This is a genomic window from Crocosphaera sp. XPORK-15E, from assembly GCF_034931425.1.
Lineage (GTDB): Bacteria > Cyanobacteriota > Cyanobacteriia > Cyanobacteriales > Microcystaceae > UHCC-0190.
Map to the genome: position 1 here is coordinate 80,682 of NZ_JAYGHQ010000015.1, position 24,670 is coordinate 105,351.

27 protein-coding genes are annotated in these 24,670 nt (G+C 38.9%); 15 read left to right on the forward strand and 12 right to left on the reverse strand.

All coding sequences use genetic code 11. From position 1 onward, the window contains the following. The 3 genes from VB691_RS17170 to sufB form a co-directional block, all read right to left on the reverse strand. Positions 1-1,724, reverse strand: a 1,724-nt coding sequence (locus VB691_RS17170) for a WD40 repeat domain-containing serine/threonine protein kinase (RefSeq protein WP_323292734.1), incomplete at its 3' end; no start/stop codon positions are given. 266 nt (positions 1,725-1,990) lie between these two features. After that, positions 1,991-2,761 carry a Fe-S cluster assembly ATPase SufC gene (gene sufC / locus VB691_RS17175; RefSeq protein ID WP_323292735.1) on the reverse strand — a complete coding sequence of 257 codons (771 nt, stop codon included), beginning with the start codon at positions 2,759-2,761 and terminating at the stop codon, positions 1,991-1,993. Between the two features lie 76 nt (positions 2,762-2,837). Then, positions 2,838-4,280: a Fe-S cluster assembly protein SufB gene (gene sufB / locus VB691_RS17180; RefSeq protein WP_323292736.1), complete on the reverse strand. Its 1,443-nt coding sequence runs from the start codon at positions 4,278-4,280 to the stop codon at positions 2,838-2,840. 259 nt (positions 4,281-4,539) lie between these two features. On the opposite strand from sufB, the gene sufR reads away from it, so the two are divergent. The 5 genes from sufR to VB691_RS17205 all read left to right on the forward strand — a co-directional run bounded on the left by sufR (position 4,540) and on the right by VB691_RS17205 (position 6,650). Beyond that, complete coding sequence (gene sufR, locus VB691_RS17185) at positions 4,540-5,205, forward strand: iron-sulfur cluster biosynthesis transcriptional regulator SufR (protein WP_323292737.1); 666 nt, start codon at positions 4,540-4,542, stop codon at positions 5,203-5,205. A 165-nt stretch (positions 5,206-5,370) separates the two neighbouring features. After that, positions 5,371-5,670 (forward strand): type II toxin-antitoxin system HigB family toxin, encoded by a 300-nt coding sequence (locus tag VB691_RS17190; protein WP_323292738.1) that lies wholly within the window; start codon positions 5,371-5,373, stop codon positions 5,668-5,670. Then, positions 5,633-6,052, forward strand: a complete 420-nt coding sequence (locus VB691_RS17195; protein ID WP_323292739.1) for a transcriptional regulator — start codon at positions 5,633-5,635, stop codon at positions 6,050-6,052. Before VB691_RS17190 ends, VB691_RS17195 begins: the two co-directional genes overlap by 38 nt. Before the next feature lie 50 nt (positions 6,053-6,102). Continuing rightward, the gene (locus VB691_RS17200) at positions 6,103-6,357 is read left to right on the forward strand and encodes a hypothetical protein (protein ID WP_323292740.1); all 255 of its coding nucleotides are present in this window, start codon (positions 6,103-6,105) and stop codon (positions 6,355-6,357) included. A 98-nt stretch (positions 6,358-6,455) separates the two neighbouring features. Next, a complete protein-coding gene (locus tag VB691_RS17205) occupies positions 6,456-6,650 on the forward strand; it encodes a heavy-metal-associated domain-containing protein (RefSeq protein WP_323292741.1) in 195 nt (64 codons plus the stop codon). Positions 6,651-6,725: 75 nt separating this feature from the next. Here the strand turns inward: VB691_RS17205 and recJ are convergent, their stop codons facing one another. After that, positions 6,726-8,690, reverse strand: coding sequence for a single-stranded-DNA-specific exonuclease RecJ (recJ, locus tag VB691_RS17210; protein ID WP_323292742.1), 1,965 nt, complete (start codon positions 8,688-8,690; stop codon positions 6,726-6,728). Between the two features lie 80 nt (positions 8,691-8,770). Here recJ and VB691_RS17215 point away from each other — a divergent pair, with 80 nt between their 5' ends. The 4 genes from VB691_RS17215 to recF all read left to right on the forward strand — a co-directional run bounded on the left by VB691_RS17215 (position 8,771) and on the right by recF (position 13,224). Continuing rightward, on the forward strand, positions 8,771-9,199 hold the full coding sequence (locus VB691_RS17215; RefSeq protein WP_323292743.1) for a hypothetical protein: 429 nt from the start codon (positions 8,771-8,773) through the stop codon (positions 9,197-9,199). A gap of 105 nt (positions 9,200-9,304) precedes the next feature. Continuing rightward, a complete protein-coding gene (gene ylqF / locus VB691_RS17220) occupies positions 9,305-10,153 on the forward strand; it encodes a ribosome biogenesis GTPase YlqF (RefSeq protein ID WP_323292744.1) in 849 nt (282 codons plus the stop codon). A gap of 98 nt (positions 10,154-10,251) precedes the next feature. Next, positions 10,252-12,042, forward strand: a complete 1,791-nt coding sequence (gene sppA, locus VB691_RS17225; RefSeq protein WP_323292745.1) for a signal peptide peptidase SppA — start codon at positions 10,252-10,254, stop codon at positions 12,040-12,042. 39 nt (positions 12,043-12,081) lie between these two features. Beyond that, positions 12,082-13,224 (forward strand): DNA replication/repair protein RecF, encoded by a 1,143-nt coding sequence (gene recF, locus VB691_RS17230; RefSeq protein ID WP_323292746.1) that lies wholly within the window; start codon positions 12,082-12,084, stop codon positions 13,222-13,224. Between the two features lie 8 nt (positions 13,225-13,232). On the opposite strand, the gene purD is transcribed toward recF, so the two are convergent. The 3 genes from purD to VB691_RS17245 form a co-directional block, all read right to left on the reverse strand. After that, on the reverse strand, positions 13,233-14,492 hold the full coding sequence (purD, locus tag VB691_RS17235; RefSeq protein WP_323292747.1) for a phosphoribosylamine--glycine ligase: 1,260 nt from the start codon (positions 14,490-14,492) through the stop codon (positions 13,233-13,235). Between the two features lie 63 nt (positions 14,493-14,555). Next, complete coding sequence (gene cysC, locus VB691_RS17240) at positions 14,556-15,101, reverse strand: adenylyl-sulfate kinase (protein ID WP_323292748.1); 546 nt, start codon at positions 15,099-15,101, stop codon at positions 14,556-14,558. A gap of 7 nt (positions 15,102-15,108) precedes the next feature. Continuing rightward, positions 15,109-15,798 (reverse strand): IS607 family transposase, encoded by a 690-nt coding sequence (locus tag VB691_RS17245; RefSeq protein WP_323292749.1) that lies wholly within the window; start codon positions 15,796-15,798, stop codon positions 15,109-15,111. A 631-nt stretch (positions 15,799-16,429) separates the two neighbouring features. On the opposite strand from VB691_RS17245, the gene VB691_RS17250 reads away from it, so the two are divergent. Then, positions 16,430-17,233, forward strand: a complete 804-nt coding sequence (locus VB691_RS17250) for a PEP-CTERM sorting domain-containing protein (protein WP_323292750.1) — start codon at positions 16,430-16,432, stop codon at positions 17,231-17,233. Positions 17,234-17,531: 298 nt separating this feature from the next. On the opposite strand, the gene VB691_RS17255 is transcribed toward VB691_RS17250, so the two are convergent. The 5 genes from VB691_RS17255 to VB691_RS17275 all read right to left on the reverse strand — a co-directional run bounded on the left by VB691_RS17255 (position 17,532) and on the right by VB691_RS17275 (position 20,712). Beyond that, positions 17,532-17,795 carry a DUF1816 domain-containing protein gene (locus VB691_RS17255; protein ID WP_323292751.1) on the reverse strand — a complete coding sequence of 88 codons (264 nt, stop codon included), beginning with the start codon at positions 17,793-17,795 and terminating at the stop codon, positions 17,532-17,534. 106 nt (positions 17,796-17,901) lie between these two features. Further along, positions 17,902-18,822, reverse strand: a complete 921-nt coding sequence (gene rlmB / locus VB691_RS17260) for a 23S rRNA (guanosine(2251)-2'-O)-methyltransferase RlmB (RefSeq protein WP_323292752.1) — start codon at positions 18,820-18,822, stop codon at positions 17,902-17,904. Between the two features lie 30 nt (positions 18,823-18,852). Next, positions 18,853-19,242: a Mini-ribonuclease 3 gene (locus VB691_RS17265; RefSeq protein WP_323292798.1), complete on the reverse strand. Its 390-nt coding sequence runs from the start codon at positions 19,240-19,242 to the stop codon at positions 18,853-18,855. 133 nt (positions 19,243-19,375) lie between these two features. Continuing rightward, positions 19,376-19,732, reverse strand: a complete 357-nt coding sequence (locus VB691_RS17270) for an STAS domain-containing protein (protein WP_323292799.1) — start codon at positions 19,730-19,732, stop codon at positions 19,376-19,378. A 140-nt stretch (positions 19,733-19,872) separates the two neighbouring features. Next, positions 19,873-20,712: an alpha/beta fold hydrolase gene (locus VB691_RS17275; protein ID WP_323292753.1), complete on the reverse strand. Its 840-nt coding sequence runs from the start codon at positions 20,710-20,712 to the stop codon at positions 19,873-19,875. A gap of 165 nt (positions 20,713-20,877) precedes the next feature. Here VB691_RS17275 and VB691_RS17280 point away from each other — a divergent pair, with 165 nt between their 5' ends. The 5 genes from VB691_RS17280 to VB691_RS17300 all read left to right on the forward strand — a co-directional run bounded on the left by VB691_RS17280 (position 20,878) and on the right by VB691_RS17300 (position 24,615). Beyond that, positions 20,878-21,240 (forward strand): hypothetical protein, encoded by a 363-nt coding sequence (locus VB691_RS17280; RefSeq protein ID WP_323292754.1) that lies wholly within the window; start codon positions 20,878-20,880, stop codon positions 21,238-21,240. 54 nt (positions 21,241-21,294) lie between these two features. After that, a complete protein-coding gene (locus tag VB691_RS17285; protein WP_323292755.1) occupies positions 21,295-21,897 on the forward strand; it encodes a hypothetical protein in 603 nt (200 codons plus the stop codon). 26 nt (positions 21,898-21,923) lie between these two features. After that, on the forward strand, positions 21,924-22,802 hold the full coding sequence (locus VB691_RS17290) for a DUF2993 domain-containing protein (RefSeq protein ID WP_323292756.1): 879 nt from the start codon (positions 21,924-21,926) through the stop codon (positions 22,800-22,802). Between the two features lie 49 nt (positions 22,803-22,851). Beyond that, positions 22,852-23,457: a GerMN domain-containing protein gene (locus tag VB691_RS17295; RefSeq protein ID WP_323292757.1), complete on the forward strand. Its 606-nt coding sequence runs from the start codon at positions 22,852-22,854 to the stop codon at positions 23,455-23,457. A 603-nt stretch (positions 23,458-24,060) separates the two neighbouring features. Beyond that, entirely contained in the window at positions 24,061-24,615 is a 555-nt protein-coding gene (locus VB691_RS17300) for a hypothetical protein (protein ID WP_416245253.1), read from the forward strand. Positions 24,616-24,670 lie beyond the last annotated feature (55 nt).

A 24,670-nucleotide genomic window follows, 5' to 3' on the forward strand; every position in this document is an offset into this window, starting at 1 on the left:
AGAGTGCGTAATAATTCCCCAGTAGCTAAATTCCAGACCTTGATTGTATTGTCATAACTCCCACTAAGAACAGTCTGACCATCAGGACTTATGGCTACAGTCCTAACCAGGGAAGAATGACCCTCAAGAGTGCGGAATAATTCCCCAGTAGCTAAATTCCAGACCTTGATTGTATTGTCCCAACTCCCACTAAGAACAGTCTGACCATCAGGACTTATGGCTACAGTCCTAACCCGGTCAGAATGACCCTCAAGAGTGCGTAATAATTCCCCAGTAGCTAAATTCCAGACGTTGATTGTATTGTCATCACTCCCACTAACAACAGTCTGACCATCAGCACTGATAGCTACACTAGAAACCCCGACAGAATGACCTTCAAGGGTGCGTAATAATTCCCCTGTAGCTAAATTCCAGACCTTGATAGTCTTGTCCCAACTCCCACTAACAATAGTCCTACCATCAGCACTCATAGCCACACTATTAACCGAGTCAGAATGATCTTCAAGAGTGCGGAATAATTCCCCAGTAGTTAAATTCCAGACTTTGATACTTCCACCACTTCCATAAGTAATTAATTGCTTGCCATCAGGAGTTAAAGCAACATTAGTTCCAGATAATCCAGGGATAATGCCATCATTAATATAGTTAGGATTATAAACAGTAATTACAGGAGGTTGACTATTTTTCTGCTTAATAGGAGGTTGAGAAATAACAGTCGGTTTAATGGGTATATTTTGACTAGGGGGAGATTGATTGCTTATTGGTGGAGGTTGAGAAATAACAGTGGGTTTAATCGGGATATTTTGACTAGGAGGAGATTGCTTAACAGTGGGTGAACTTTTAGGCATTACAGAGACATTATTACCTGAAATATTACTACTAAAATTAGGCAATAGATTAAGCCATAAATCTACATTTTGAGGTCTATATTTAGGAGAGATAGCCAAACCTCGCATAATTGCTTGCGTCATTCCTAAACTAATATTCTGATTCAAATTATTAGGTATTTTTAATGGATCTACGTTATAAGTAGCAGTATGAAAACTCCTTTTTCCTGCATCTTCAGGAATCATCTGAGTTAACATAAAATATAGGGTTGCAGCTAACCCATAAACATCCGTATAAAAACCAGGTTTATTATCTTTATCATCAGGATAAATTTGTTCAATGGGACTATATCCAGGGGAATACATTTGAGTATGATGTGCTGTTTGATCAGGGATATATTCCCGCGCAATACCAAAATCTATTAATACTGCTTCTTGTGTCTCCTGATGAATAATGATGTTAGCAGGTTTAATATCTCGGTGTAATATTCCCCTCTCATGAACCCCTTTTAAACCATTAGCAACCTGTTTAATATATCCTAATGCTTCCGTTTCCGATAATATACCCCTTTTATTAACTAATTGTTCAATATTATCCCCAGGAATAAACTCCATAACAATAGCCGGAAAACGATTATCAGGAATCAAATCAATACATTTAACAACATGAGGATAAATATCACATTTAGCTAAGTTTAAAGCTTCCGTTATAAAGTCTCTACGAATCTTATCAAGAAAATTATTAGGAATTTCTTGCTCATTAATCGTTTTAATAACAACAAAATTTCCTTTCTTATCCTTTGCTAAATAAGTTAACCCAAAACCACCTTCACCCAGTTGCTTTTCAATGGTATATTTACCCTGATCTAATTGATGTCCTTTTTGCCATATAGTCATGATTAATTACTGATGCAATAGTTTGATTTTTTTCCCCCTTCTACTAATAATGAAGGAATTTAAGCTAATCAGACCAATCATTAACTATATCTATACAAACTCTTGTAACACTTTTATATTTTTAATCTATTAAATTTTAGCCTTTCACCCGCAAAAATGTATCACCTCTATACCAAAAACTCAGATACAGTTATGTAGGGTGGGCAAATAGAAGTTATTGGCAGATTTTTTCTAACTATTCAATGATTGCCCACCCTACCCTTAAATTAAGCTTGCGCTAGTAATTTTTCTTCAATGAAGTCATAACCACTCGCTTCCAATTCGAGGGCTAATTCTTTACCACCTGTTTTAACAATTTGTCCCGCGTGCATCACATGAACATAATGAGGTTCAATATAATCAAGTAAGCGTTGATAGTGTGTAATAACTAACAAAGCATTATCAGCAGTTGCTAACTGGTTAACCCCGTTTGCTACAATTCTTAAAGCATCAATATCTAAACCAGAATCAATCTCATCTAAAATAGCCAAACTAGGTTCTAATAACGCCATTTGTAAGATTTCATTGCGCTTTTTTTCACCCCCAGAAAAACCCTCATTTAAACTTCTTTCTAAGAAGCTAGGATTCATTTTAACAATCTCTAATTTTCCCTCAACTAAATCTTCAAAATCAAAGGTGTCAATTTCTTCTAACCCTAAATGTTTCTGACGAGCATTATAAGCGACTCTGAGGAAGTCTAAATTACTGACTCCAGGAATTTCTAAAGGATATTGAAAGGCCAAAAATATACCCTCTAATGCTCTTTCATGGGGTGCTTTATCTAAGATATTTGCTCCTTTATAAATCACCTCACCGCCAGTTATTTCATAGTCAGGATGTCCTGCTAAAACCTTAGATAAGGTGCTTTTTCCTGAGCCATTTCTGCCCATAATAGCATGAACTTCTCCCGCCTTAATTTCTAAGTTAACCCCTTTTAAAATAGGAGTTCCTTCCACATTGGCAGTCAAATTTTTAACGGATAAAATAACGTCACTCATGATTTTTCTGGCAAATAATTGATTACTTGGTTTACTCTTGTTTCCACTGGTAAGGTGGGCAGTGTATCGGCCTAAATTATCCGACAGTTCCCTCTAATTTGAGGCTTAATAATTTGTCTGCTTCTGAGGCAAATTCCATCGGTAATTCACTCAAGACATCCTTACAGAAACCACTGACTAACATAGAGATAGCATCTTCTTCAGAAATACCCCGTTGAGCAAAGTAGAAAAGTTGGTCTTCCCCTATCTTAGAAGTCGAGGCTTCATGTTCAACTTTTGAGGTATTATTATCGACTTGAATGTAGGGAAAAGTATTGGCTTCCGCATTATCCCCAATCAACATAGAATCACATTGAGAATAATTTCTCGCCCCCGTTGCTTTCGGGTTAATTTTCACCAAACCGCGATAACTATTTTTAGAATTACCAGCAGAAATTCCCTTAGAAATAATCGTGCTTCGGGTATTTTTGCCAATATGAATCATCTTGGTTCCCGTGTCAGCTTGTTGCTTATGATTTGTTAGAGCAATAGAGTAAAATTCTCCAACAGAATTATCTCCCACTAACACACAACTGGGATACTTCCAAGTAATAGCTGAACCCGTTTCTACCTGAGTCCAAGAAATTTTAGAATTAACTCCTTTACAGAGTCCTCTTTTGGTTACAAAGTTATAAATTCCGCCCTTACCATTTTCATCGCCAGCGTACCAATTTTGCACCGTAGAATATTTAATATCCGCATTATCTAACGCCACTAATTCAACCACTGCGGCATGGAGTTGATTACTATCATACATAGGAGCAGTACAACCTTCTAAATAGCTGACGGATGCTCCTTCTTCTGCGACAATTAAAGTCCGTTCAAACTGTCCCGTATCGCCATTATTAATACGGAAATAAGTAGATAATTCCATAGGGCATTTTACCCCTTTAGGAATAAAGACAAAAGAGCCATCAGTAAACACAGCAGCATTGAGGGCAGAAAAGAAATTATCATTAACAGGAACGACACTACCGAGATATTTTTTAACTAACTCAGGATGTTCGTGTAATGCTTCAGAAATAGGACAGAAAATAACCCCAGATTCTGCTAATTTTTCTTTAAAAGTTGTCGCCACAGAAACACTATCAAAAATTGCATCTACAGCTACATTGCTGAGGCGTTTTTGTTCTGATAAAGAAATACCTAATTTTTCAAAGGTTTCTAACAAAGTTGGATCAACTTCATCTAAATTTTTGAGTTTTTCCTTCTTTTGTTTTGGCGCAGAATAGTAGATAATATTTTGATAGTCAATTGTTGGATAAGTGACATGGGGCCAAGTAGGTTCCGTCATTTTCTGCCATTGCTTATAGGCCTTGAGACGAAACTCAAGCATAAACTCTGGTTCGTTTTTCTTCGCAGAAATAAGACGGATAACGTCTTCACTTAAACCGCGAGGAATAGTATCAGATTCAATGTCAGTAACAAAGCCGTATTTATAAGGTTGGTTGACTAGGTTTTTGACGGTTGTTGCACTCATTAGATTTTGTGTTCTCCATTTCCGTGTAACGACTCTCCTTAAGATGGGAAAGTCAAATAATTTAAGGATGAAAGTGACAGGCAGTCAACCCCACAAGGTTGATATCTTTGGGACAAAGATTAATTAAACAACATTTATGTTGCTTAATTCTATCTTACAATAGATTAACAACCTAATTGTTGTCAAAGTGACATTCACCTAAAATTTTTGGGAATTCTACCCCTAAATCCCTAATATTTTATAACTTATGAGTTTAAAAATGACTATTATGCACTCTCCTTCAACAAAAGAAGACATTTTGCAGTATTTACTTAAACAGGGTCAAGCTAAAGCCCAAGAACTCGCTGAGACGCTTGATATTACTCCTCAAGCAACCCGTCGTCACCTCAAAGACTTGGAAGGGGAAGGGTTGATAGAACATCAAGCAACCCAGGGAGGGTTAGGACGACCCCAATATATCTATTCTCTCAGTAAACAGGGGCGAGATCGCTTTCCTAACCGTTATGGAGAGTTTGCTGTATCGTTTTTGGATACCTTAAAGGAAACGGTGGGGGAAACTCAGGTTAAGGAGGTGTTACGCAAGCAATGGGAAAGAAAAGCAGATGAATACAGACAGCGTATTGGTGAGGGGTCGTTAAAAGAGAGGGTGGAGAGGTTAGTTAAACTGCGACAGGAGGAGGGTTATATGGCTGAAATACACCAGGTAAACGGAAAAAATGGCTTAGATGGTCAAAGGGATGGTTATATCTTGGCTGAGCATCATTGTGCTATTTCTGAGGTAGCGGAGTCCTATCCGACGGTGTGCGGTCATGAATTAGAAATGTTTGCCGCAATTCTGCCCGATTGTACTATAGAACGGACTAATTGGATTAATGAGGGAGAGCATAATTGTGGGTATTTAATACAATTTAAAAATGATTATTAAGGGAATAGGGAACAGATAAATTAATATTTTTTGTCTTTATTATACAATTCTTAATACTGAACTTAGGGATCTCCCTTGACATTTTACTCTCATTTTGAGAGAATTGAATTAAATTAGCAGAGCGTCAAGCAGAAAGAAAGATGAAAAACTTGGTCATTAAACCCCATGAAATTAATTTCAATTTCCCATCTTCGTCAAGAGGCCAGTTGTTACCCCGATGTAAAAAAAACAATTGAAAATTGGTACACAGTGGTTAAAAATGCTCCATGGCAAAACTTAGAAGAAGTCAAGAAGATATATCGAGATGCAGAAGCAGTTGGCAATTTTACCGTTTTTAATATTAAAGGAAATCACTATCGTTTGATAGTCGGCATTGATTATGAAGCACAAGTTATCTATTACAAATACTTTCTAACCCACAGGGAATATGACAAAGACAACTGGAAAAATGACCCCTACTTTTGATGACGCAAGCTATCGTCATCTTTTGTTTGAAATTGCCCCGAAAGTAATTGAATCAGAAGCAGAATATCACAAAGCCTTAACCGTTGCTGAACAATTAACCTTCAACAAAACTCGCACACCGGAAGAAAGCGCATTATATCAATTATTAGTGACATTAATTGAAGTATACGAAACAGAAAATTATTCCATAGAACAATCAAAACCTCATGAAATTTTACAACATTTAATGGAAGTCAGTGGCACTCGTCAAGCTGATTTAGTTGGTATTATTGGCTCAAGCGGTGTTGTTTCTGAAGTGGTTAATGGAAAACGAGCCATTAGTAAAGCACAAGCAAAAGCACTGGGAGATTATTTTAAATTATCTCCTAACCTATTCATTTAAACCAGAAAAACGTTATCATAGAGAGTGTAAGCTGTTTAGTTAACATTAAGATGAATCAACCTCAATCTCCTGCCCAATTTTTAACTCCTGAAGAATCTGCTGATGTTGACAAAGCCTTATTAACTGCTCCAGAAAAGTTCTTAACCCGTTTAACCATTTCCTCTTTAAAATTATTAATTATCATTGCTCAAGATGTAGGAGTTTCTGTCGAAGAATTAACCCATCAGCAAGTCATTAACTGGCTTGAAAAAGATGGGAAAATTCGGCGAGAAAAAGGCGCAGATGCTTCTGTCTTGAAGTGGTAATAATTAGGATTAAAATTAAATCAATCAGAAAATCTTAATAATTCAATAAAATTATTAAGCTACAATCAAAGTAAGAAAATGATTACAGGAATTGCCTCATGACCATTACTTTAAAAGTTCCTAGTATTGCCTGTGGTGCTTGTGCTAATACTATCACTAAAGCTATTGAAGGGCAAAAACCGGAGGCTAAAGTTTCTATTGATGTTGAGTCAAAAATAGTTACGGTGGAGACAGAAGCATCTGAAGAAATGATTAAAGAAATTATCACAGCAGTGGGTCATACTGTTGAATGATAATCAATAAAACTTAATCATGATCAGTTGGATGACTGTTATTTTTAGGGTAGTTTCTTAAAAATAAATTAACCATCAAGATAGGTTTAAAACTTTCATTGCCCCCTTAATTATATCATAATAAGGGGGTTTTGTTACATCAATTTCTTTAGCTTCTTTTTGATTAATTCCTAATAAACCTTTACGTTGTCCTTTCCGAATTGATAAGATTTTTCCTTGAGGATTTTGAATTCTTAATTCTTGCTGATCTTTGCAATAATAACAGATGTATTGTTTGCCTTGGTATTCAAAAATATCTTGAGATGTGACATCAGATAACAAAGGAAGACGCATTCCCACAATATCTAATTCAATATTTGTATTACCATTCCAGTGATTTTCTGTGAGTTTGTAGGCAATATCTAGACGTGCTGGTAAAGGAAAATAACGACCATAACGCCAAGCGATCGCCTTCATTTCTTGACCATCATGATCTTGACAAAATACTATTTTTATATTATTTTTACCAACAATTCTTTGTTCTAAAACTCTTACATTGTCTGTCCAAAATATGGGAAAAGCATTACCAATTCCCCAAGGTTGTAAACCATCAATTTGTTGATATAAACGAAAATTTAATTCTTTAAAATCTGCTTGAGCATCAATTTTAACTAAAGGTTTAAGATGATTTGGTTCTAAACATTGATGAGCAAAACTGCTTAATCTTTCCTTAAATGCCTCTAAATTATTAGCAGAGAAACTAAAGCCTCCGGCGGCTTTGTGTCCACCATATTTACCTAATAAATCATCACAAAAGACTAAAGCTTCAAACACATTAAATTCTTCAATACCTCTCGCTGAACCTCTAATTTTACTCAAATCTTCTTCTTCATAAGTACCAATAAAAACTGGAACCCCATAACGCTCAACTAAACGTGAGGCAACAATACCAATTACTCCATGATGCCATTGATGTTTGACGATCAGCAAAACGCGATCCTTTTCATAATTAATAGGTGTTGTTTCAATCAAATGAATCGCTTCTCGTTCAATTTCCTCACATAAAGATTGGCGTTTACCATTAATTTGTTCACACTGCATTGCTCTTTCTAAAGCAATTCCTAAATCATCGGTTGTCAATAATTCAATGGCAACTTGAGGATCGCCAATTCGTCCGACTGCATTAATTCTCGGCCCTAATTTAAAGCCAATATCATCAGGTTTTAATTGCTTTTGTTCTTCACTAACTCCCGCCACTTGCATTAAAGCTTGAACCCCTGCTAATTGTGAGTTAGGTAATTGTTTTAAGCCCCGTTTTAACCAACGACGGTTAACCCCAACTAAGGGTGCTAAATCGGCAATTGTTCCCAAGGTAAATAGTTCTAACAAAGGGGCAATAATGCCTTGAGTTTTATCTAAACTTTGGGCCGTAGTTACAGCTAAAATATAAGCAACTCCAACCCCTGCTAAACCCCGATAAGGAGACATAATAGGCAATAATTTTGGGTTTAAAATTGCCTGAGCAGGGGGCAATTTTTCCGGTAAATCATGATGATCTGTAATAATAACAGTTAACCCTAATTCAACGGCTCTTTGAATGGGTTCATAGGCAGAAATTCCATTATCAACAGTTAAAATAAGTCCTACACCATCTTGAGCAAAACTTTCGACAATTCGTTTATTAATTCCATAACCATCTTTCATGCGGCTAGGAATTTCATAATAAACATCTGCTCCTAAATGTTTTAAGGCCCGTAATAATAAAGAAGTGCTAGTCATTCCATCAGCATCATAATCTCCACAGATGGCAATTTTCTCACCTGTTTCAATGGCTTCTTTTAATAAAGCAATACTTTTGTTTAAATCAGGAAATTCTTCTAAAGGAGAAGGCAAAATTTGTGTATCAGGGTTAAGATAAACTTGAGTTAAACTGGGGGTATCAATGCCCCGATTTAAAATTACTTGGGCTATAAGGGGAGAGAGTCCCGTTTCCTTGACTAATGCCTGTACTTTTTCCGGGTGAGAAGGGGCAATAGACCATCTTTGATTGGGTAATTTCATAAGAGATTTGTCAGATTACTCTGTTACAGTTTATAATAATAACAATTCTTTGATTATAGCAAATCTAATTTTAAATACCGATGCCAAGAAAAATCAACTTACAGCCTTTAACAATAGGATTCTGTTTTAGTTTAATCCTCATAGGATGTACCCCAGAAAATAATATTTCAGGGGAAGATTCTTATCAACCCATCAATCTAACAGAAGTCAAAGGAGAGTTAACTGGAGATGATCCCGAAGCGATGACATTAGAGTTATTTGGGATAAAAGAAAAGGTCGAGGGAAACTTTTCTCAGGAAATCACAGTCAATAAACAAGAAGGGTTTGACCAAATTGTTATGTTAACTCAGATGAACCTACCGGATGATTCAGTTAGGGGGATACGTTACAAACTTCAATTTCAATTCGATCAATCTATCGGAAAATGGCGTTTAATAGAAGTAGGTCGTCAACAATCTTGTTACAGAAGCAATGAATCAAGTGATTGGACAATTAAACCTTGTCCCTAATAATAGAATTTAACTCTAAGTTATTAATTATTAGTTCTGTTTGTCGAGAATTATCAAATAACCGTTTAAAATTAATAAACAGAGACAATTCCTAAATCCTAACCCATGCCCTTAATTCAATGGTATCCTGGCCACATTGCCAAAGCCGAACGACAACTCAAAGAACAACTCAACCGTGTCGATGTTGTCTTTGAAGTGCTAGATGCTCGTATTCCCCTAGCTTCTCATCATCCTGACGTACCTGAGTGGATTGGAGAAAAACCGAGGATTTTGGTACTCAACCGCATTGATATGATACCTGAATCCGTGCTTCAAGATTGGTTAAGCTGGTTTAAAAGCCAAGGTGAAAACGCCTATTGTACCAATGGTAAACAGGGACAAGGTATCAAAGCCTTAAATAAAGCGGCTCAAGCGGCTGGAGTACAGATGAATTATCGAAGACGCGATCGCGGAATGCTTCCCCGTCCCGTGCGAGCAGTGGTTATAGGCTTCCCTAATGTGGGAAAATCAGCCTTAATTAACCGTTTATTGGGGCGTAAAGTGGTGGCCAGTGCTAGAAGGGCCGGTGTAACCCGTCAGTTACAATGGGTAAGGATTTCTGATAGTATCGAACTTTTAGACGCACCTGGAGTCATTCCCGCTAGGCTAAATAATCAAAAAAATGCCGTCAAATTAGCAATTTGTGAAGATATGGGAGAAGCGGGTTATGATAATCAACAAATTGCTGCGGCGTTAGTTGACTTATTAGTTGAATTAAATTTCGAGCAAATTTTGTTATCCCGTTATAAACTTGATCCCTTAGAAATTACGGGAGAAGAATATATTGATCGCTTAGGAAATGAGCGTTATCAAGGAGATAAAGAAAAGGGTGCCATGCAATTACTCAATGATTTTCGTAAAGGAATTATGGGAGAAATTCCCTTAGAATTACCACCGAGAGCAGAAGGGTTATGAGGGAGAAACTTAAACCACTAGCAGAAAAGCTTTATGGCATTTATGAGAATTGCTATATATAATTAAAGAAACAATATCCACCTTTGTATTATCCTAGAATGAACTTTTTTAAACAAACCCTTGCCAGCTTAATTGGAACCCTTGCCGGATTATTTCTCTTTGCTACAATCGGCGTAAGTGGCTTAGTTATATTGCTTATTACCTTAGCTTCTTTTGAGAGTGGCCCCACAGTCAAAGATAAATCGGTTTTAGTATTTGATCTATCTACCACAATTCAAGATACGGAACCCTCTGTCACTTTAAGAGAGGTCTTTTCTGATCAAGATAAATCAGTAATTACCTTACGTAAAGCGGTTAAAGCGATTGAAAAAGCGACCCAAGATAATCGAATTAAAGCAATATTTTTAGATGGTAGTAATGCTAGTAATGGAAGTGGTTACGCTACCTTTACAGAAATTAGAGAAGCTTTAGTTAAGTTTAAAGAAAGTGGCAAAAAAATCATCGCTTATGATGTCACATTAAGTGAGCAAGAATATTATTTAAGTTCCTTAGCAGATACCCTAATTATTAACCCCATGGGGTCGATGGAAATTAATGGCATTGGGGTAGAACCTTTATTCTGGAAAAATGCCCTAGACAAGTATGGAATTGGGGTGCAAGTGGTTAGAGTAGGGAGTTATAAATCGGCGGTTGAACCTTTTACAAGAACCACCCTAAGTCCTGAAAATGAAGAACAATTAGCAGTATTACTTAACAATATTTGGGGAGACTTTCTCAACACAGTGGGGAGCAGTCGAAAACTTTCCCCCCAACGTTTACAAACTATTGCCAATACTCAAGGAGTTTTAGATCCCAAAGAAGCACAAAAAGCGGGACTTATCGATAAAATTGAGTATCGAGATCAAGTGATTAACCAGTTAAAAGAAATTACAGAAAATAAAGATGAATCTCTTAGACAAATTTCTTTAGCTAACTATATTGATGTTCCCGTATCAGGAATTAAAGAGAAATCTTCTGATAATAAAATCGCCGTTGTTTATCTAGAAGGAACAATTGTTGATGGGGTAGGAAGCTTACAAGAAGTTGGGGGAAATCGCTTTGCAAATCTCTTTCGTAAAGTCCGAGAAAATGACGACATTAAAGCTGTTGTAATCCGTATTAATAGTCCTGGCGGAAGTGCGATAGCTTCAGAGATTATTTTACGAGAAATCCAACTGACTCAAGCTAAAAAACCTGTCATTATTTCAATGGGAAATGTAGCCGCATCTGGGGGATATTGGATCGCCACAGGAGGTCAACATATTTTTGCTCAACCAACCACTATTACCGGATCAATTGGGGTATTTGGTGTTTTATTTAATTTACAAAAAATTGCTAATGATAATGGCATTACTTGGGGTAGCGTCAAAACGGCTAAATTGGCAGATTTAGAGACAGCAACCCGCCCCAAAACTGAACAAGAATTAGTAATTTATCAAAAGTCAGTCAATCAAATTTATGACCTCTTTTTAGACAAAGTTGCTAAGTCTCGTAACCTATCTAAAGACAAAGTTGCTAAGATTGCTCAAGGGAGAGTTTGGTCAGGAGAAGAAGCGAAAAAAATTGGCTTAGTCGATAGTTTTGGCGGGTTAGAAGCCGCCATTCAATATGCAGCTAGACAAACCACTTTAGGGGATGATTGGCAAATTGAAGAATATCCGATTTCTCGTGGATTTGCTGACTTATTTATCAAGAAAAATCTTGATGATAATGCCCAAGAAATGGCGGTTTCTCTTGACCCATTAACTCAAGAATTGATGAGATTTAAAGAAGAATTGAGTTCCCTTAGAACCCTCAACGATCCGAGAGGTGTTTATTCTCGTCTTCCCTTTAATTGGCAATTACATTAGGAGAAAAACCCAAAGAATTTAACGACTAAATCTTGAACAATGTACTTGAAAAATATCCACTTATATGCCTTCCGTAATTATCAAGAACAATCCCTTAAATTTGAAGCACAAAAGACCATTTTATTAGGGAATAATGCCCAAGGAAAATCAAATCTTTTGGAAGCAATTGAATTATTAGCAACCCTAAAAAGTCATCGCACAAACCGCGATCAGGATCTCATTTTAGAAGGGGCAAATACGGGGCAAATTTTAGCTAATATTGAACGAACCTATGGTCAATCAGATTTAGGTTTAATTCTCCGTTCACCTGGAAGGCGTAGCTTAACATTAAATCATGAAAATTTACGTCGTCATCTGGAATTTTTAGGTCATGTAAATGCGGTAGAATTTTCTTGTTTAGACTTAGATTTAGTGCGAGGATCACCCGAAGCAAGAAGGAATTGGTTGGATACCTTATTAGTGCAATTACAACCCGTTTATGCTAATATGTTACACGAGTATTATAAAGTTTTAAGACAACGTAATGCTTTATTAAAAGCCATGCGTAAACAAGCAGAAAATTCCGAAAATTCAGCCAATGTATCAACAGATATCGAGCAATTAAAATTATGGGATCAACAATTAGCTGAAACAGGTTCACGAGTAATCAGAAGAAGAAATCGTGTCATCGAAAGATTAACCCCTTTAGCACAAACTTGGCATAAAAATATTAGCGGTGGCACAGAATTTTTAGAAATAAATTATTTACCCAATGTTATCAGTAAAGTCGATGAACCTCGACAAGTTCAACAAAACTTTTTAGAAAAAATAGAACAACGTCGCATTGCTGAACAACAATTAGGGACAACAGTTGTCGGGCCTCACCGGGATGATGTAGAATTAAATATTAATCACACCCCCGCTAAATCTTATGGCTCTCAAGGACAACAAAGAACCTTAGTTTTAGCCTTAAAATTAGCCGAATTACAACTTATTGAAGATGTGATCGGGGAACCACCCTTATTATTATTAGATGATGTTTTAGCGGAACTTGATCCCAATCGACAAAATCAATTATTAGACGTAATTCAAGGAAGATTTCAAACCTTAATTACCACCACTTATTTACATTCTTTTGATGCACAATGGTTAGAATCTTCGCAAATCTTAAAAGTTGAAGGGGGAAAAATTTACCCCTTTTAAGGTCTATATTACCGCGCACGATGGCCAATATCACGCCTATAATATTTCCCTTCAAACTCAATCGACTCAACGGCTGAATAAACAGCTTCAATCGCTGCCTGAAAATCTTTCCCCAAGGCCGTCACGCCTAAAACACGCCCCCCATCACTTAAAAGGCGATTGCCATCTAATTTAGTTCCCGCCTGAAACACCGTAGCCCCGGACTTTTCAGCCCCTTCAATGCCTGTAATCAGCTTACCTTTCTCATAATCCCCAGGATAGCCCCCAGAAGCGATTACCACACAAACCGCGCTCCCTGAATACCATTGCAAGGGCGGCAAACTCTCTAAACGCTGTTCAACACAAGCTAACAATAACTCATCCAGGGGAGTTTCTAACAAGGGTAAAACTGCTTGGGTTTCTGGATCACCAAATCGACAATTATATTCTAAGACTTTCGGATCACCATCAGGACTCACCATTAAGCCCGCATACAATACCCCACGATAATCAATACCCCGTTGACGCAACGCCGCCACCGTTGGCTCTAAAATTTCCCTTTGTACCCGTTGTAAGAGGGCAGGAGTAGCAATGGGGGCCGGGGCATAAGCTCCCATTCCTCCCGTATTGGGGCCAGTATCTCCTTCCCCAATGCGTTTATGATCCTGGGCTGGCACTAAAGGGCGCACCGTCAAACCATCCGTTAAAGCCAAAATTGACACTTCTTCCCCAATTAAACATTCTTCCACCACAATCAGGGAAAAACCATCAATTACCAAACTATCAACCGCAGCTTGGGCCTCAGCCACCGTATTCGCCACAATAACCCCTTTTCCCGCCGCTAACCCATCTGCTTTAACCACAATAGGGGCCCCTTGTTGGGCAATATAAGCTTTAGCTGCTTGAGCATCCGTAAAACTTTCCCCTTGAGCAATGGCAATGCCAGCTTCAGCCATCAGGGTTTTTGCCCAAGATTTACTGGACTCTATTTGCGCCCCTGCTTGGGTAGGGCCAAAAACTTTGAGGCCAAACCCTTGTAAATAGTCCGTAATACCCAAAGATAGGGGAATTTCTGGGCCAACCACCACTAAATCAATGGCCTGCTCCTGGGCAACCTGAGCAATGCTCACAAAATCATCAACTTTTAGGGCAATATTTTGACAACCTTTCAATAAAGCTGTCCCCCCATTACCAGGAACACAAAAACACTGTTCTACTTGGGGAGACTGGAGCAATTTCCAAGCGAGGGCGTGTTCCCGCCCTCCATTACCAACAACTAAGACTTTCACGCTTGTTTCTACCTATGATCCTTGACAATCTTCAGATTATCAGGAATTCTCAAGGTTGAAAGCTTAAACCGCAACGGGTTTAGGGAGATAGCCCATTTCTTCGAGTTTTTGCCAAACTTTGTTGACACTTTCTTCCAGGGTTTCGAGATCTGTGCGACACTCAACTTCAGGGTTTAAGGGTGCTTCGTAGGGATCATCAATACCTGTAAAAGATTTGATTTCCCCTGCTCTGGCCCGCTTATATAAGCCCTTGACATCCCGATCTTCACAGACTGCTAAAGGCGCATTGACGAAAACTTCGACAAAATCCCCAATTTTTCCGCGCACTTCTTCCCTAATCTCCCGATAAGGGGAAATGGCAGACACTAGCACAATTACACCGTTGCGAGTGAGTAATTGGGAAACAAAGCCGATTCGGCGAATGTTTTCGTCCCGATCTTCCTTAGAAAAACCTAACCCCTTGGTGAGATTTGTTCTAACAATATCTCCATCTAATACTTCTAGGGGATAACCCGCATCGAGAATTTTCTTTTCTAAAGCATGGGTGATGGTGGTTTTGCCCGCCCCACTTAATCCAGTTAACCAAACAGTTACGCCACGCTGCTTCATGCTGATTCTAATTTTCCTGAGTGTTTTTTAATAATTGTTGATAGCCTACCCTGGATGGGGACAAATGACAAGAGCAAGAACAATCATCATCATGTAATCCTTCTTTGAAGTTTTCCCGTTGATTAAAAAGTCCGGCATTGGTGGGATTACTCATTCCATAAAGATGATTTCTAAACAGTATAACAATGTCTTGAATGTCTTCGTCTAGATTTTCTTCTATTTTTTCAACCTCTGGACTATTAATAATAACAACTTCAACCCCCATGATTTCACAAAGAGTCAAAATAAGATCGGCACCAAGCATCAAAAGTCTGTCTTTACGAGTTAAGACCAAACGTTCTATTTTTTCACCACAAATTAGTTCTAATAAAGATATTAATCCTTTATTTTTGTAGTTAACACCACTGCCAATATCCTTAATGATTTGATAGCTCCAATCACGATCCTTACAATAAGTTTCTAATAGCTTCACTTGTTGTTTTAAATCTTTGGGAGATTGGTTTGTATTAATTCTTGCGTAAGCGACTGTTAAGGAAGATCCCCGAGGTTTGGGTAATATAGCATTGGCCTCAAAACGCCGATGTCCTCCTGGGGTTCTCATGGCTTCTATTTTTCCTGCTTTGTCCCAACGGCGCACGGTCTTTGTACTAACCCCCAAGAGTTGGGCCGCTTCTTGAATAGAGAGAAGATTTTTCATGTTAATTTCGGTTGATTAAGTGACTCACAAATGTGAGATTATCTACAGTTATTTCGGAAAGTTATCTAATGATTGAGCTTGATAATTGAGTCAAATTTTTCTGGTACTTCGCTTTTCTTGGATGGTTTTCATTTAACTTTGATTTATGTCTAATTTTTAGCATTTATTTAGGGCAATTGTCAATATCTATATGTACGTTTTTGACATAAGATTGAGAAATATTATTTGATATTACCGATCTGGTTTTGTCTAAAAGTTAAATATTTTTATATTTCGGGTAGATAAATGCGTAAATTTTCTACATTTGCAGCGATAACTTGGTCACTCTATTCAAGCATTGTCCCCTTTTGTCTAAGTTAGGATTTATGCACCAAAACTACCAGTAGTGTTAATTCATGAATTGCTAGAGCAAACACTCAATATATAGGGTATTTGTGTAATTACTGTCAGTATTTTAGAGACTTGTCTAAGAATGTCCGAATAATTGCTAGTTAAGAAAAATTAATATAAATAAAAAAATGTATCAAGATATTAGAATAAATTATGATTAGTTTACAAAAATACTTGATTTTAAATTTATTATCGGTTATGTTATTTGTGGAAACACCTTTAATTTGAGGAAAATATCTAAATGAAACACTTAAAAAGCACATTAGCCTCTGGTTTAACCGCTTTTGGCCTTTTAGCTGGAATGGGTGCGATTTCCGCCCCCGCTCAAGCGGCACTTATACCCGGAGTTACCTACAATTGCCCTGATGGTTCGACATTCGGCAATTGTCTACTCTCAGACTTGGTTAATGGAGGCAGCATTCAAGTCGGCGATAAGTTATTTTCTGAATGGACTTTGTTGGGATTAACGCCCACAAATGTAGATGCGGGTAATATCATCATTGAGGGAATTGACCCATTTACCGACGAACCTGGCCCTGGACTTAAGTATACTTTTGCCAATAATGAGCTATCTCTGACTGGCCCTGGAACCGAGCAGATTTTCTTTGGCTATAAAGTCGATGTTCTCGATCCTAACAAATTTATTAAAGACAACTCACTTGGTTTCCTGGCCACAGCAACAGGCAGCAATTCAAGTGCTGAAGTTCATGAGTTTGTTTTCGAGGACGCAGCCCGGTCTATCGCAGCTTTAGGAACCCATAATTTGCCTGGTCTAACTAACGAAAAAGATGTCCTGTTCGTAGTAGACAACGACCAAGTTACAGAGGACAGCCCCACAGACTTTATCGACTTTACAGATAACTATAAGACCCTGTACATCACCAAGGAATTTTCCGTAGATGTTTCAGGCGCAGCAGGTACAGCATCTATCACCGAAGTTACACAAAACTTCTCTCAAACATCTGTTCCTGAACCTAGTACCGTTCTCGGACTTGTGGCTTTAGGTGGACTTGGTTTAGCTTCTAAGGGCAAAAAGCAAAAATAACAGTTATCAAAACACTGTTGACCATTGAACTACCTCTAGCAACTTCGTTGAGCTAGACGTTTCTGATGCTTCTTCTTCAGGACATATTCTGCCAAAATGTTAGTTAATGTTCCATTAAAGCAAGCTAGGCCGAGCAGGCCAGAGGGCGCAAGCATTGCGCCCCTACAAGCGGACAAATTGGGACGTAGGGGCCTATGGTATATGCCCTCTCTTTGATAATATTTCCTGAAGAACAAAAAAAATCCTCCCTAAACAAGAGAGGAAAACATTAAATAATTTGTCAAACAGATTAAGAGGTTTAATGACTGAGACTAGGCACTTGAGAAAATGGCTTATAGTCTTCCATGTCGTCAAAAACGGTTAAATTGCTAGGCTTACAACGCTTAACTATTACGTTGACCCCTTGGGCCCCCTCGTTATGTAAGTCTTCCAGATAACCAGTAGATGCTTCATCAGCCTCCTGTTTACTAGAAAAAGGGCCGAAGTAGTAAGTACATTGGGGAGACTCTGTAATAATCTCTGCCCAGTAAGCCATTCCCAAAAAATTAAGCATCTTAAGCATCGCTTTTGTTCCTATCCTCCTGTATATCAGTTTTTAACTCGTTTATTCTAACGCTGATTCTTTGGAATTTTTTTACATTCTGTTATCTTCCTTTATCTTATACTGCTTAGTGCCGTTTCAGCGAAGTATTTCCCGATACAGATTCTAAATATAATTTCTCTGGCCAACGCTGACGATAAATCTCATAAAGGCTAATCGCTGCGGCCACAGAGGCATTGAGGCTAGGAGTCTTGCCCGTTAAAGGAATTGATACCAATTCATCACAACAACGCTGAGTTAACAAGCTTAATCCACTCCCTTCCGAGCCGATAACTAATCCTATCGCACCTCGTAAATTCATATTGTGTAAACTTTTACCACCTGCGGCCGCTGTGCCATAAATCCAAAATCCCTCGGCCTTTAAGGTTTCTAAGGCACGGCTCAAATTCACCACTCTAGCGACGGCAAAGGATTCTAAAGCCCCAGCAGCGACTTTTGAGACGGTAGACGTAATTCCTGCGGCTCGTCGTTGGGGAATAACTAACCCTTGGGCCCCCATGGCCTCAGCCGTGCGAATAATTGCCCCTAAATTATGGGGATCGGCAATGCCATCCGCAATCACAATCACAGGCTCATCGCTCTTAGCTTTCGCTTGAGCAATTAATTGTTCTAATTCTTGGTAGGTATAGGGAGCAATTTGTGCCGCTACCCCTTGATGATTGCCATTATGAGTGATTTGATTGAGTCTTTGGATCTCCACTTCATCAATTACCGCTCCTTTGGCTTTAGAAGCTTGTAACAGGGAATGAAAGCGTGGATCATAATGAAGTCGGTTTGTGATCCAAATCCGATTTAATTGGCGATCGCTTTCTAAGGCGGCTAAAACGGCATGACGACCATAAATCATATCATCAGACTCCTCAGAAGAATCTGATGATTCTTGCTTGATGGGGGGACGAGAGGAAATGATCAGTTGTTTCCCCTGGAGTTTCGGTTTAGGTGATTGATGGCGATCGCGTTTAGAAATAGGTTCAGGTTTATTAGACATAAGAATTTAGTCTTGTCGGTTTATTATTGACTATACGGAATACTGACTTATGGTTTCGAGGAGTTGGTTTAACCGTTGAGAATCATGTAAATATAAATAACCAATCAGGGTTTCTAAGCTAGTTGCTTGCTGATAAAGGCTTGGAGACAGACGACGGGGACAACCACTAGCGGCATTCCGTCCCCGTCTAACAATTTCTTGCTCTGCTTCTGTTAAATTGGGGATTAATCTCTGTAACAACGCCGCTTGAGTTTCCGCCCGCACCAGAGAGACAACCTGATTATGATAGTCAGCTAATCGTCGGGGGGGCAACAAATAGTGAGTCCGCACATAGAGTTCATAAACCGCATCCCCAATATAAGCTAAAAAAGCAGGGGACAATTGACGAACTAAATCACTCTCTCCAGTAGCAAGACTAATCGCTTGAAAATGAACCCCAGGCCGGTTCGGGGCAACCTCGGTGGGGAATGGGGACTGATTTGAGTCAAAGTTAGTTGAATTCACACCATTAACTAGGTAAAGGGAGCAATAGTTAACCCTAATCAACTGTTAACTATTTCTTCTTTTTCTTTAAACTGGCGATCGCATCCTCTAGGTTAGCTTGTAGAGACAGGAATTTTTCGAGACGCACAAGCTTAACGGTTTGGGTTACTCTGGGATTGGTAACGACTTGCAAGCTTCCTTGATTGTTTTGGGCTTTTTTCACCAACTGAACTAAAGCCCCTAGTCCTGAGCTATCGATAAAATCGATTTGAGAAAGAACTAAAATTACGTCACAGGGGCCCTCATCAATATAAGTCCCAATCACTTTACGAAAAGTGGGTTCAGAAAAGGCATCCAATAAGCCCGTCAGTCGAAATATTTGGTAATTATCCTGGACTTCGCGAGTTCCCCGTAAACTCACGGTCAGGTTTAGTTGCTCAGGAATGGCTTCCTCCTTCACCTTACTAGATTTTTTCGGTCAAAACTGCATTATAACTCCAATCAACCAGATGAGGTCAATTGAATTAATAATTTCTTTTTAAGTTCTTTTTTTGTTCTACTTTTGTTCTATACCTGACGACGTAAAAAGTTGACAATTTCCGCGCCAACTTCTTTGGGCCAATGTTCTTGGGGATAGTGTTTTGCTTCCTCAAGCTTGACAAATTCTATATTTGAGTGATTAGCCGCCAATTTTTGGGGAATATCAGCAGATAACCAAGGATCAGCCATTCCCCAAATAATCAAAGTCGGATGTTGCCAATTTCCTAACCCTGTTTCAATTTCTACCATAGTTTGAGATAGTTTCAGATTCTTGGTAGTGCTTAATAAGGCCCGTCCCACGGAGGAACTTTTTAAGAAAGGTTGACGATAAACCGCCAAATCTTCATCAGAAATCACAAACCCGCTGCCTCCTTCTAAGGTGCGATCGACCAATAAAGGATCTTGTGTTACCATATCTCCCACAAAAGGCAGGGCCCATTGCTGCATTGCCCAAGGAAGTTTAACCGTTGGGGATAAAGGCGTATTGAGGATGATTAGACGCTCAATTTTTTCAGGATGAGTTAAGGCATATTGTAGGGCCACCGATGCCAGAAACCCTTGCACCACTAAGGATAATTTTTCTAATTCTAAGGCTTCAATCAAGGCCCCTAATGCTTCTTGATAAGCTGATGAAGTATAAGGAAAATCCCGTTTATCCGGTTTGGCAGAAAATCCTGACCCGATCCAATCTGGAGCGATCGCCCGAAACCCATTATCTCCTAAAATATCCATTACCCCTCTCCAAGTGTAACTCTGAGCAGGCAAGCCATGAAGTAACAACACAGGAACATTATTGAGATCATTGATGGGAGTAACTTCCCGATAAAACCAGTCAAGGGAACCAACACAAAGGGATTGTTCTTTCATAAAGTTAAAAATACTTGGTTATCGTTTTCATTAGTTAACCTCAAAAAGTGGTTTTAGACAAATTTTGAGCAACCAAATCATTTATAATGCAGCAAGGTGCAAAACAAACCATATATTTGTACTATCTGTTAATGTGCCTATCGTTGAAAATTTTTGAGCAAAACAATGAAATTTCCAAGCTCTTTATTAGCGATCATTTGTCTTATTGGTACAGTCGGGATTTCCTTACCCATTAAAGCTAGTTCCTTACAGAATAACGCGATTGAGATTGCCCAGTCTGGCCAACCTCAAAAGACGTATATGACTCCCCAAAAAAATCCCAACCAAATTGCAGTTCAAATTCAAGATGGTGAGTTTTTCTTTGCTGGAATGTTGCAGCGTACTTCAGGTAATATGTTTACGGCTCAAGATAAAAAAGTTCGGGTTATGTACGATAAAGACACAAAACGAGTTGTTGTGATCAATGTGGCGACGGGAACCGAATTTTATAACTACTTTTTCTCGACGGTAAATGAAGGAAGATTGTAACGCATTAAGGAGTATAATTTTGGGATGCTAAAGAGATCAAATTTTTGCCTATCAATGAACAATAAAAACGCCGTCTTATCAACGATTATTATCGCTTCTACCCTATCTTTTTCTGTCATTGTCCAAGCAGACACCATCGACTCTCGTTGTGACATTTATCCTAAAGGAGAAGATAAAGTTTCTAAAGTAGTAAATTGTACCTTTTCTCAACGTCAAGGGTTTATTACCATTCGACGGGAAGATGGGATAACTTACGAATTGAAACCCAATGGCACTAATAGCTATACCGATCAAAATGGGAAACCTGTCATCCGAGAAATAGATGGTGAAACATTAATTTTTCGCTTACAAAAAGAATCGGTTTATGTCTATCAGGGTGAAAAAGCACCATCTTCATCTCATTCTCAAGGTAATACTCCTGAAAATCTTTACAGTACAACACCCCCAACGTTGCAAGATTTAGTGGGTGCAAGGGCTGGACAAACAGAGAATGAATTAATTTCCAGAGGCTATACTTACCGCAATACTGTTACTTTTGAAGGGGGTAAAAGTGCTTATTATATCGAAAATAAAACTGGCTATTGTGTAGAAGTCGGCACTGTTGAGGGACGTTTTAGTAGCATTGTTTATAATTCGAGCGATCGCTGTTATAAATAATCAATAATTATCGAGAAAAATGGGCATTGCCCACCCCGAACTCAGGTTATGTTACTCTCAACGTAGAACATTTTTGGGGGAATTATTGTCCTATGGAATGGTTTACCATTCTTCTCTCCAGTTTTATCACAGCCATTACCCCTGTGGGGTTCATTGTTGATACTGTTGTTGCTAACACCCTACGGGCCCAAGTTGCCGGGGTTGAAGAATTAGCGGTTCGGGTGGATAATACCCCCAGTTATCAACCCATTCAAGGGAAAGTTGATCGCATTCGCATTGCTAGTCGTGGCCTCGAACCCATTGAGAATCTAAGAATTGATTCTTTTGAACTGGAAACCGATCCCCTTGATTTCGATCTTAACCGTATTCAGGAACCAGGGGGAATTAAAAAGTTACGGGAATCTCTCCGTAAACCCTTTCAAGGGGCATTTCACATGGTGATCAAAGAAACGGATCTTAATCAAGCCTTGGAATCTCCTAATATTAAAATTCAAATACAAAAACTGTTAGATCAGGTTCTTCCTCCACAAGCTCCTCGATTTGAAATTTTAAAATTACGCCTCAATTTTTTGCCAGAAAATCGTTTAGGCTTAGAAGTAGAATTGAAACAAGAAGCGGAAGAAGGGCAAGAAAGTAATCAGTTAGATATTACGGCTGAAGTTGGTTTTCAAGTGGAGGGAGGCCGTTCTATTAAACTCATTGATCTCAGTGCTACCCTCAACGAAAGAAAATTATCACAACGATTTTTAGGACTGTTAACGGAAGGCATTAATCAACAATTAGATTTAGCAATTTTTGAAAATCAAGGCATTATTGCCCGAATTTTAAAGTTAAATCTCAATGAGGATACCTTAGATATTGTGGCATTTTTTCGCCTTAATCCGGCCTCGGCTGAGGAACCTTAACTTAAGCTAAAATCGTCATAATATGTAGAACCAGGTTCAGGGGAAGATCATGCAGGATAATAATCATCAACGTCGTTCCTCCGTCGCCTTTATTGCAGGGGTCATTGCTGCCGTTTTAGCAACGGGAGGTGTGGCCGCTTGGTGGGCCTTAAATAATTTAACCCAGTCCCCTCAAACCACTTCCCCAAACCCAACAGAAAGCCCAGTTAACCAAGAGTCCAACACTCAACAACGGGGGGCAATTTATTGGTTAGATACCACAGGCGATCGCCTAAAATTAAAAAGTAGTCCGGTTATGGGGCAAAAATCCCTAACGGAGCAAGAAGTCTTACAAACGGCATTATTCGGCTTATTATCGGGGTCAAAAACGGCCAATGAATCTACCACCATTCCCCCCAATACCAAGCTACTAAGCCTCAAATTAGACAAGGAGGGAGTCCATCTCAATCTATCTTCAGAATTTACCACAGGGGGCGGCAGTGCTTCGATGACTGGTCGTTTGGCCCAACTTTTGTATACAGCCACCAGTTTAAATCCTAAAGCTCAAGTTTGGTTATCTGTTGACGGAAAACCTTTGGATGTGTTAGGAGGAGAAGGATTGATGATTGAACAACCTATGACCCGTCAATGGTTTGAAGAAAATTTTGAATTTTAACAGGAATACCGGGATTTTGATTGACGACCCGAAATCTTTTGTTAGCTTTCCCTGCGGGAAGCCCCGCCCCATAGCGACAGCTTGGGGTCGGGATGAGAGCAGGGGCCGAAATTGACAACGAAGCTAGGTGGTTTATAATGGGATTGGTTAACAGCCCGCCCGATGACACAAACGAACTGGTAACAGGTGAACAGTGCATAGCTAGGGGAATTGTTTCGTACCGTTCGGCTGAGCTCACGGCCGAAGCCTTGACAACTGAGAATATGGGGTTTTGTTGAGAAATGACTGGCATTTTTGTCTACTATCAACAAGTAAAATTCTCATAGTATAAAGGCAACAGAATAATGAATCGTTCTGTTTCTTGGCGGTGGGATATCACGTCAAGTAAATCTGCCTGTGGAGGTATCGTTATCGGGGGTGTTGTGTTCTACATGATATCTAGATGCGACCAATGAAGCAGGAAATCTCTCGCCGTGAGGCTTCGCCGTGAGCGTCAGCCGAACGGTTGAGAAGCCCGCGCTGTATGCTCTTAGCATCAGCGTCGGGAGTATGTCACAATCCAATATGATTGATCAATCTGGTCTAGATATTCCTCAAATCCTTATGATAAGCTTATTCACCCGTTTACTTCGTGTCTGCGCTATTATTCCCCTTCCCGCTAGTTTGTTGCTTTTGAGTCTTGCACCTTCACCTGCTAAGGCCGGTGGTTGGAACCAGTTTAGTGTCTGTATTACACAACTGGAAAAATATCAGGTATCAGGGGATGATGCGGCCATTGCTTGTTCTGATGCACTAATTCCTAAAGAATTATCTCAATGTGTTAGTATGATTGGTCTTGCAACTCCTATTAAGGGTAATGACTCTTTAAGAGCTTGTTATCAGGTTAGACGGCCCATTGACTTAGGTAACTGTGTTGCGGATATTTATCATCAATTTCCTAGTCTGGCCAATGTTGACCCAGAAACTAATAGCAATGAAACCGCTTTATTAACCTTATTAAATTCCTGTCGTGCTAGTTTACAACCAGGTTTTTATTCGCAATGTGTGATTGCTTCTGCTAGACAAGTTTCAGACATAACACCTGTTAAAGCGATGGATAAGTGTTTAGCGGCCCAAGATTTTCCCCGCGATTTATTTCCCGCCTATACTGAAGAATAATTATCTATTCACTCCCTTACTTCCTCACTCATTCACTTTTATCTGTAGCCAATAT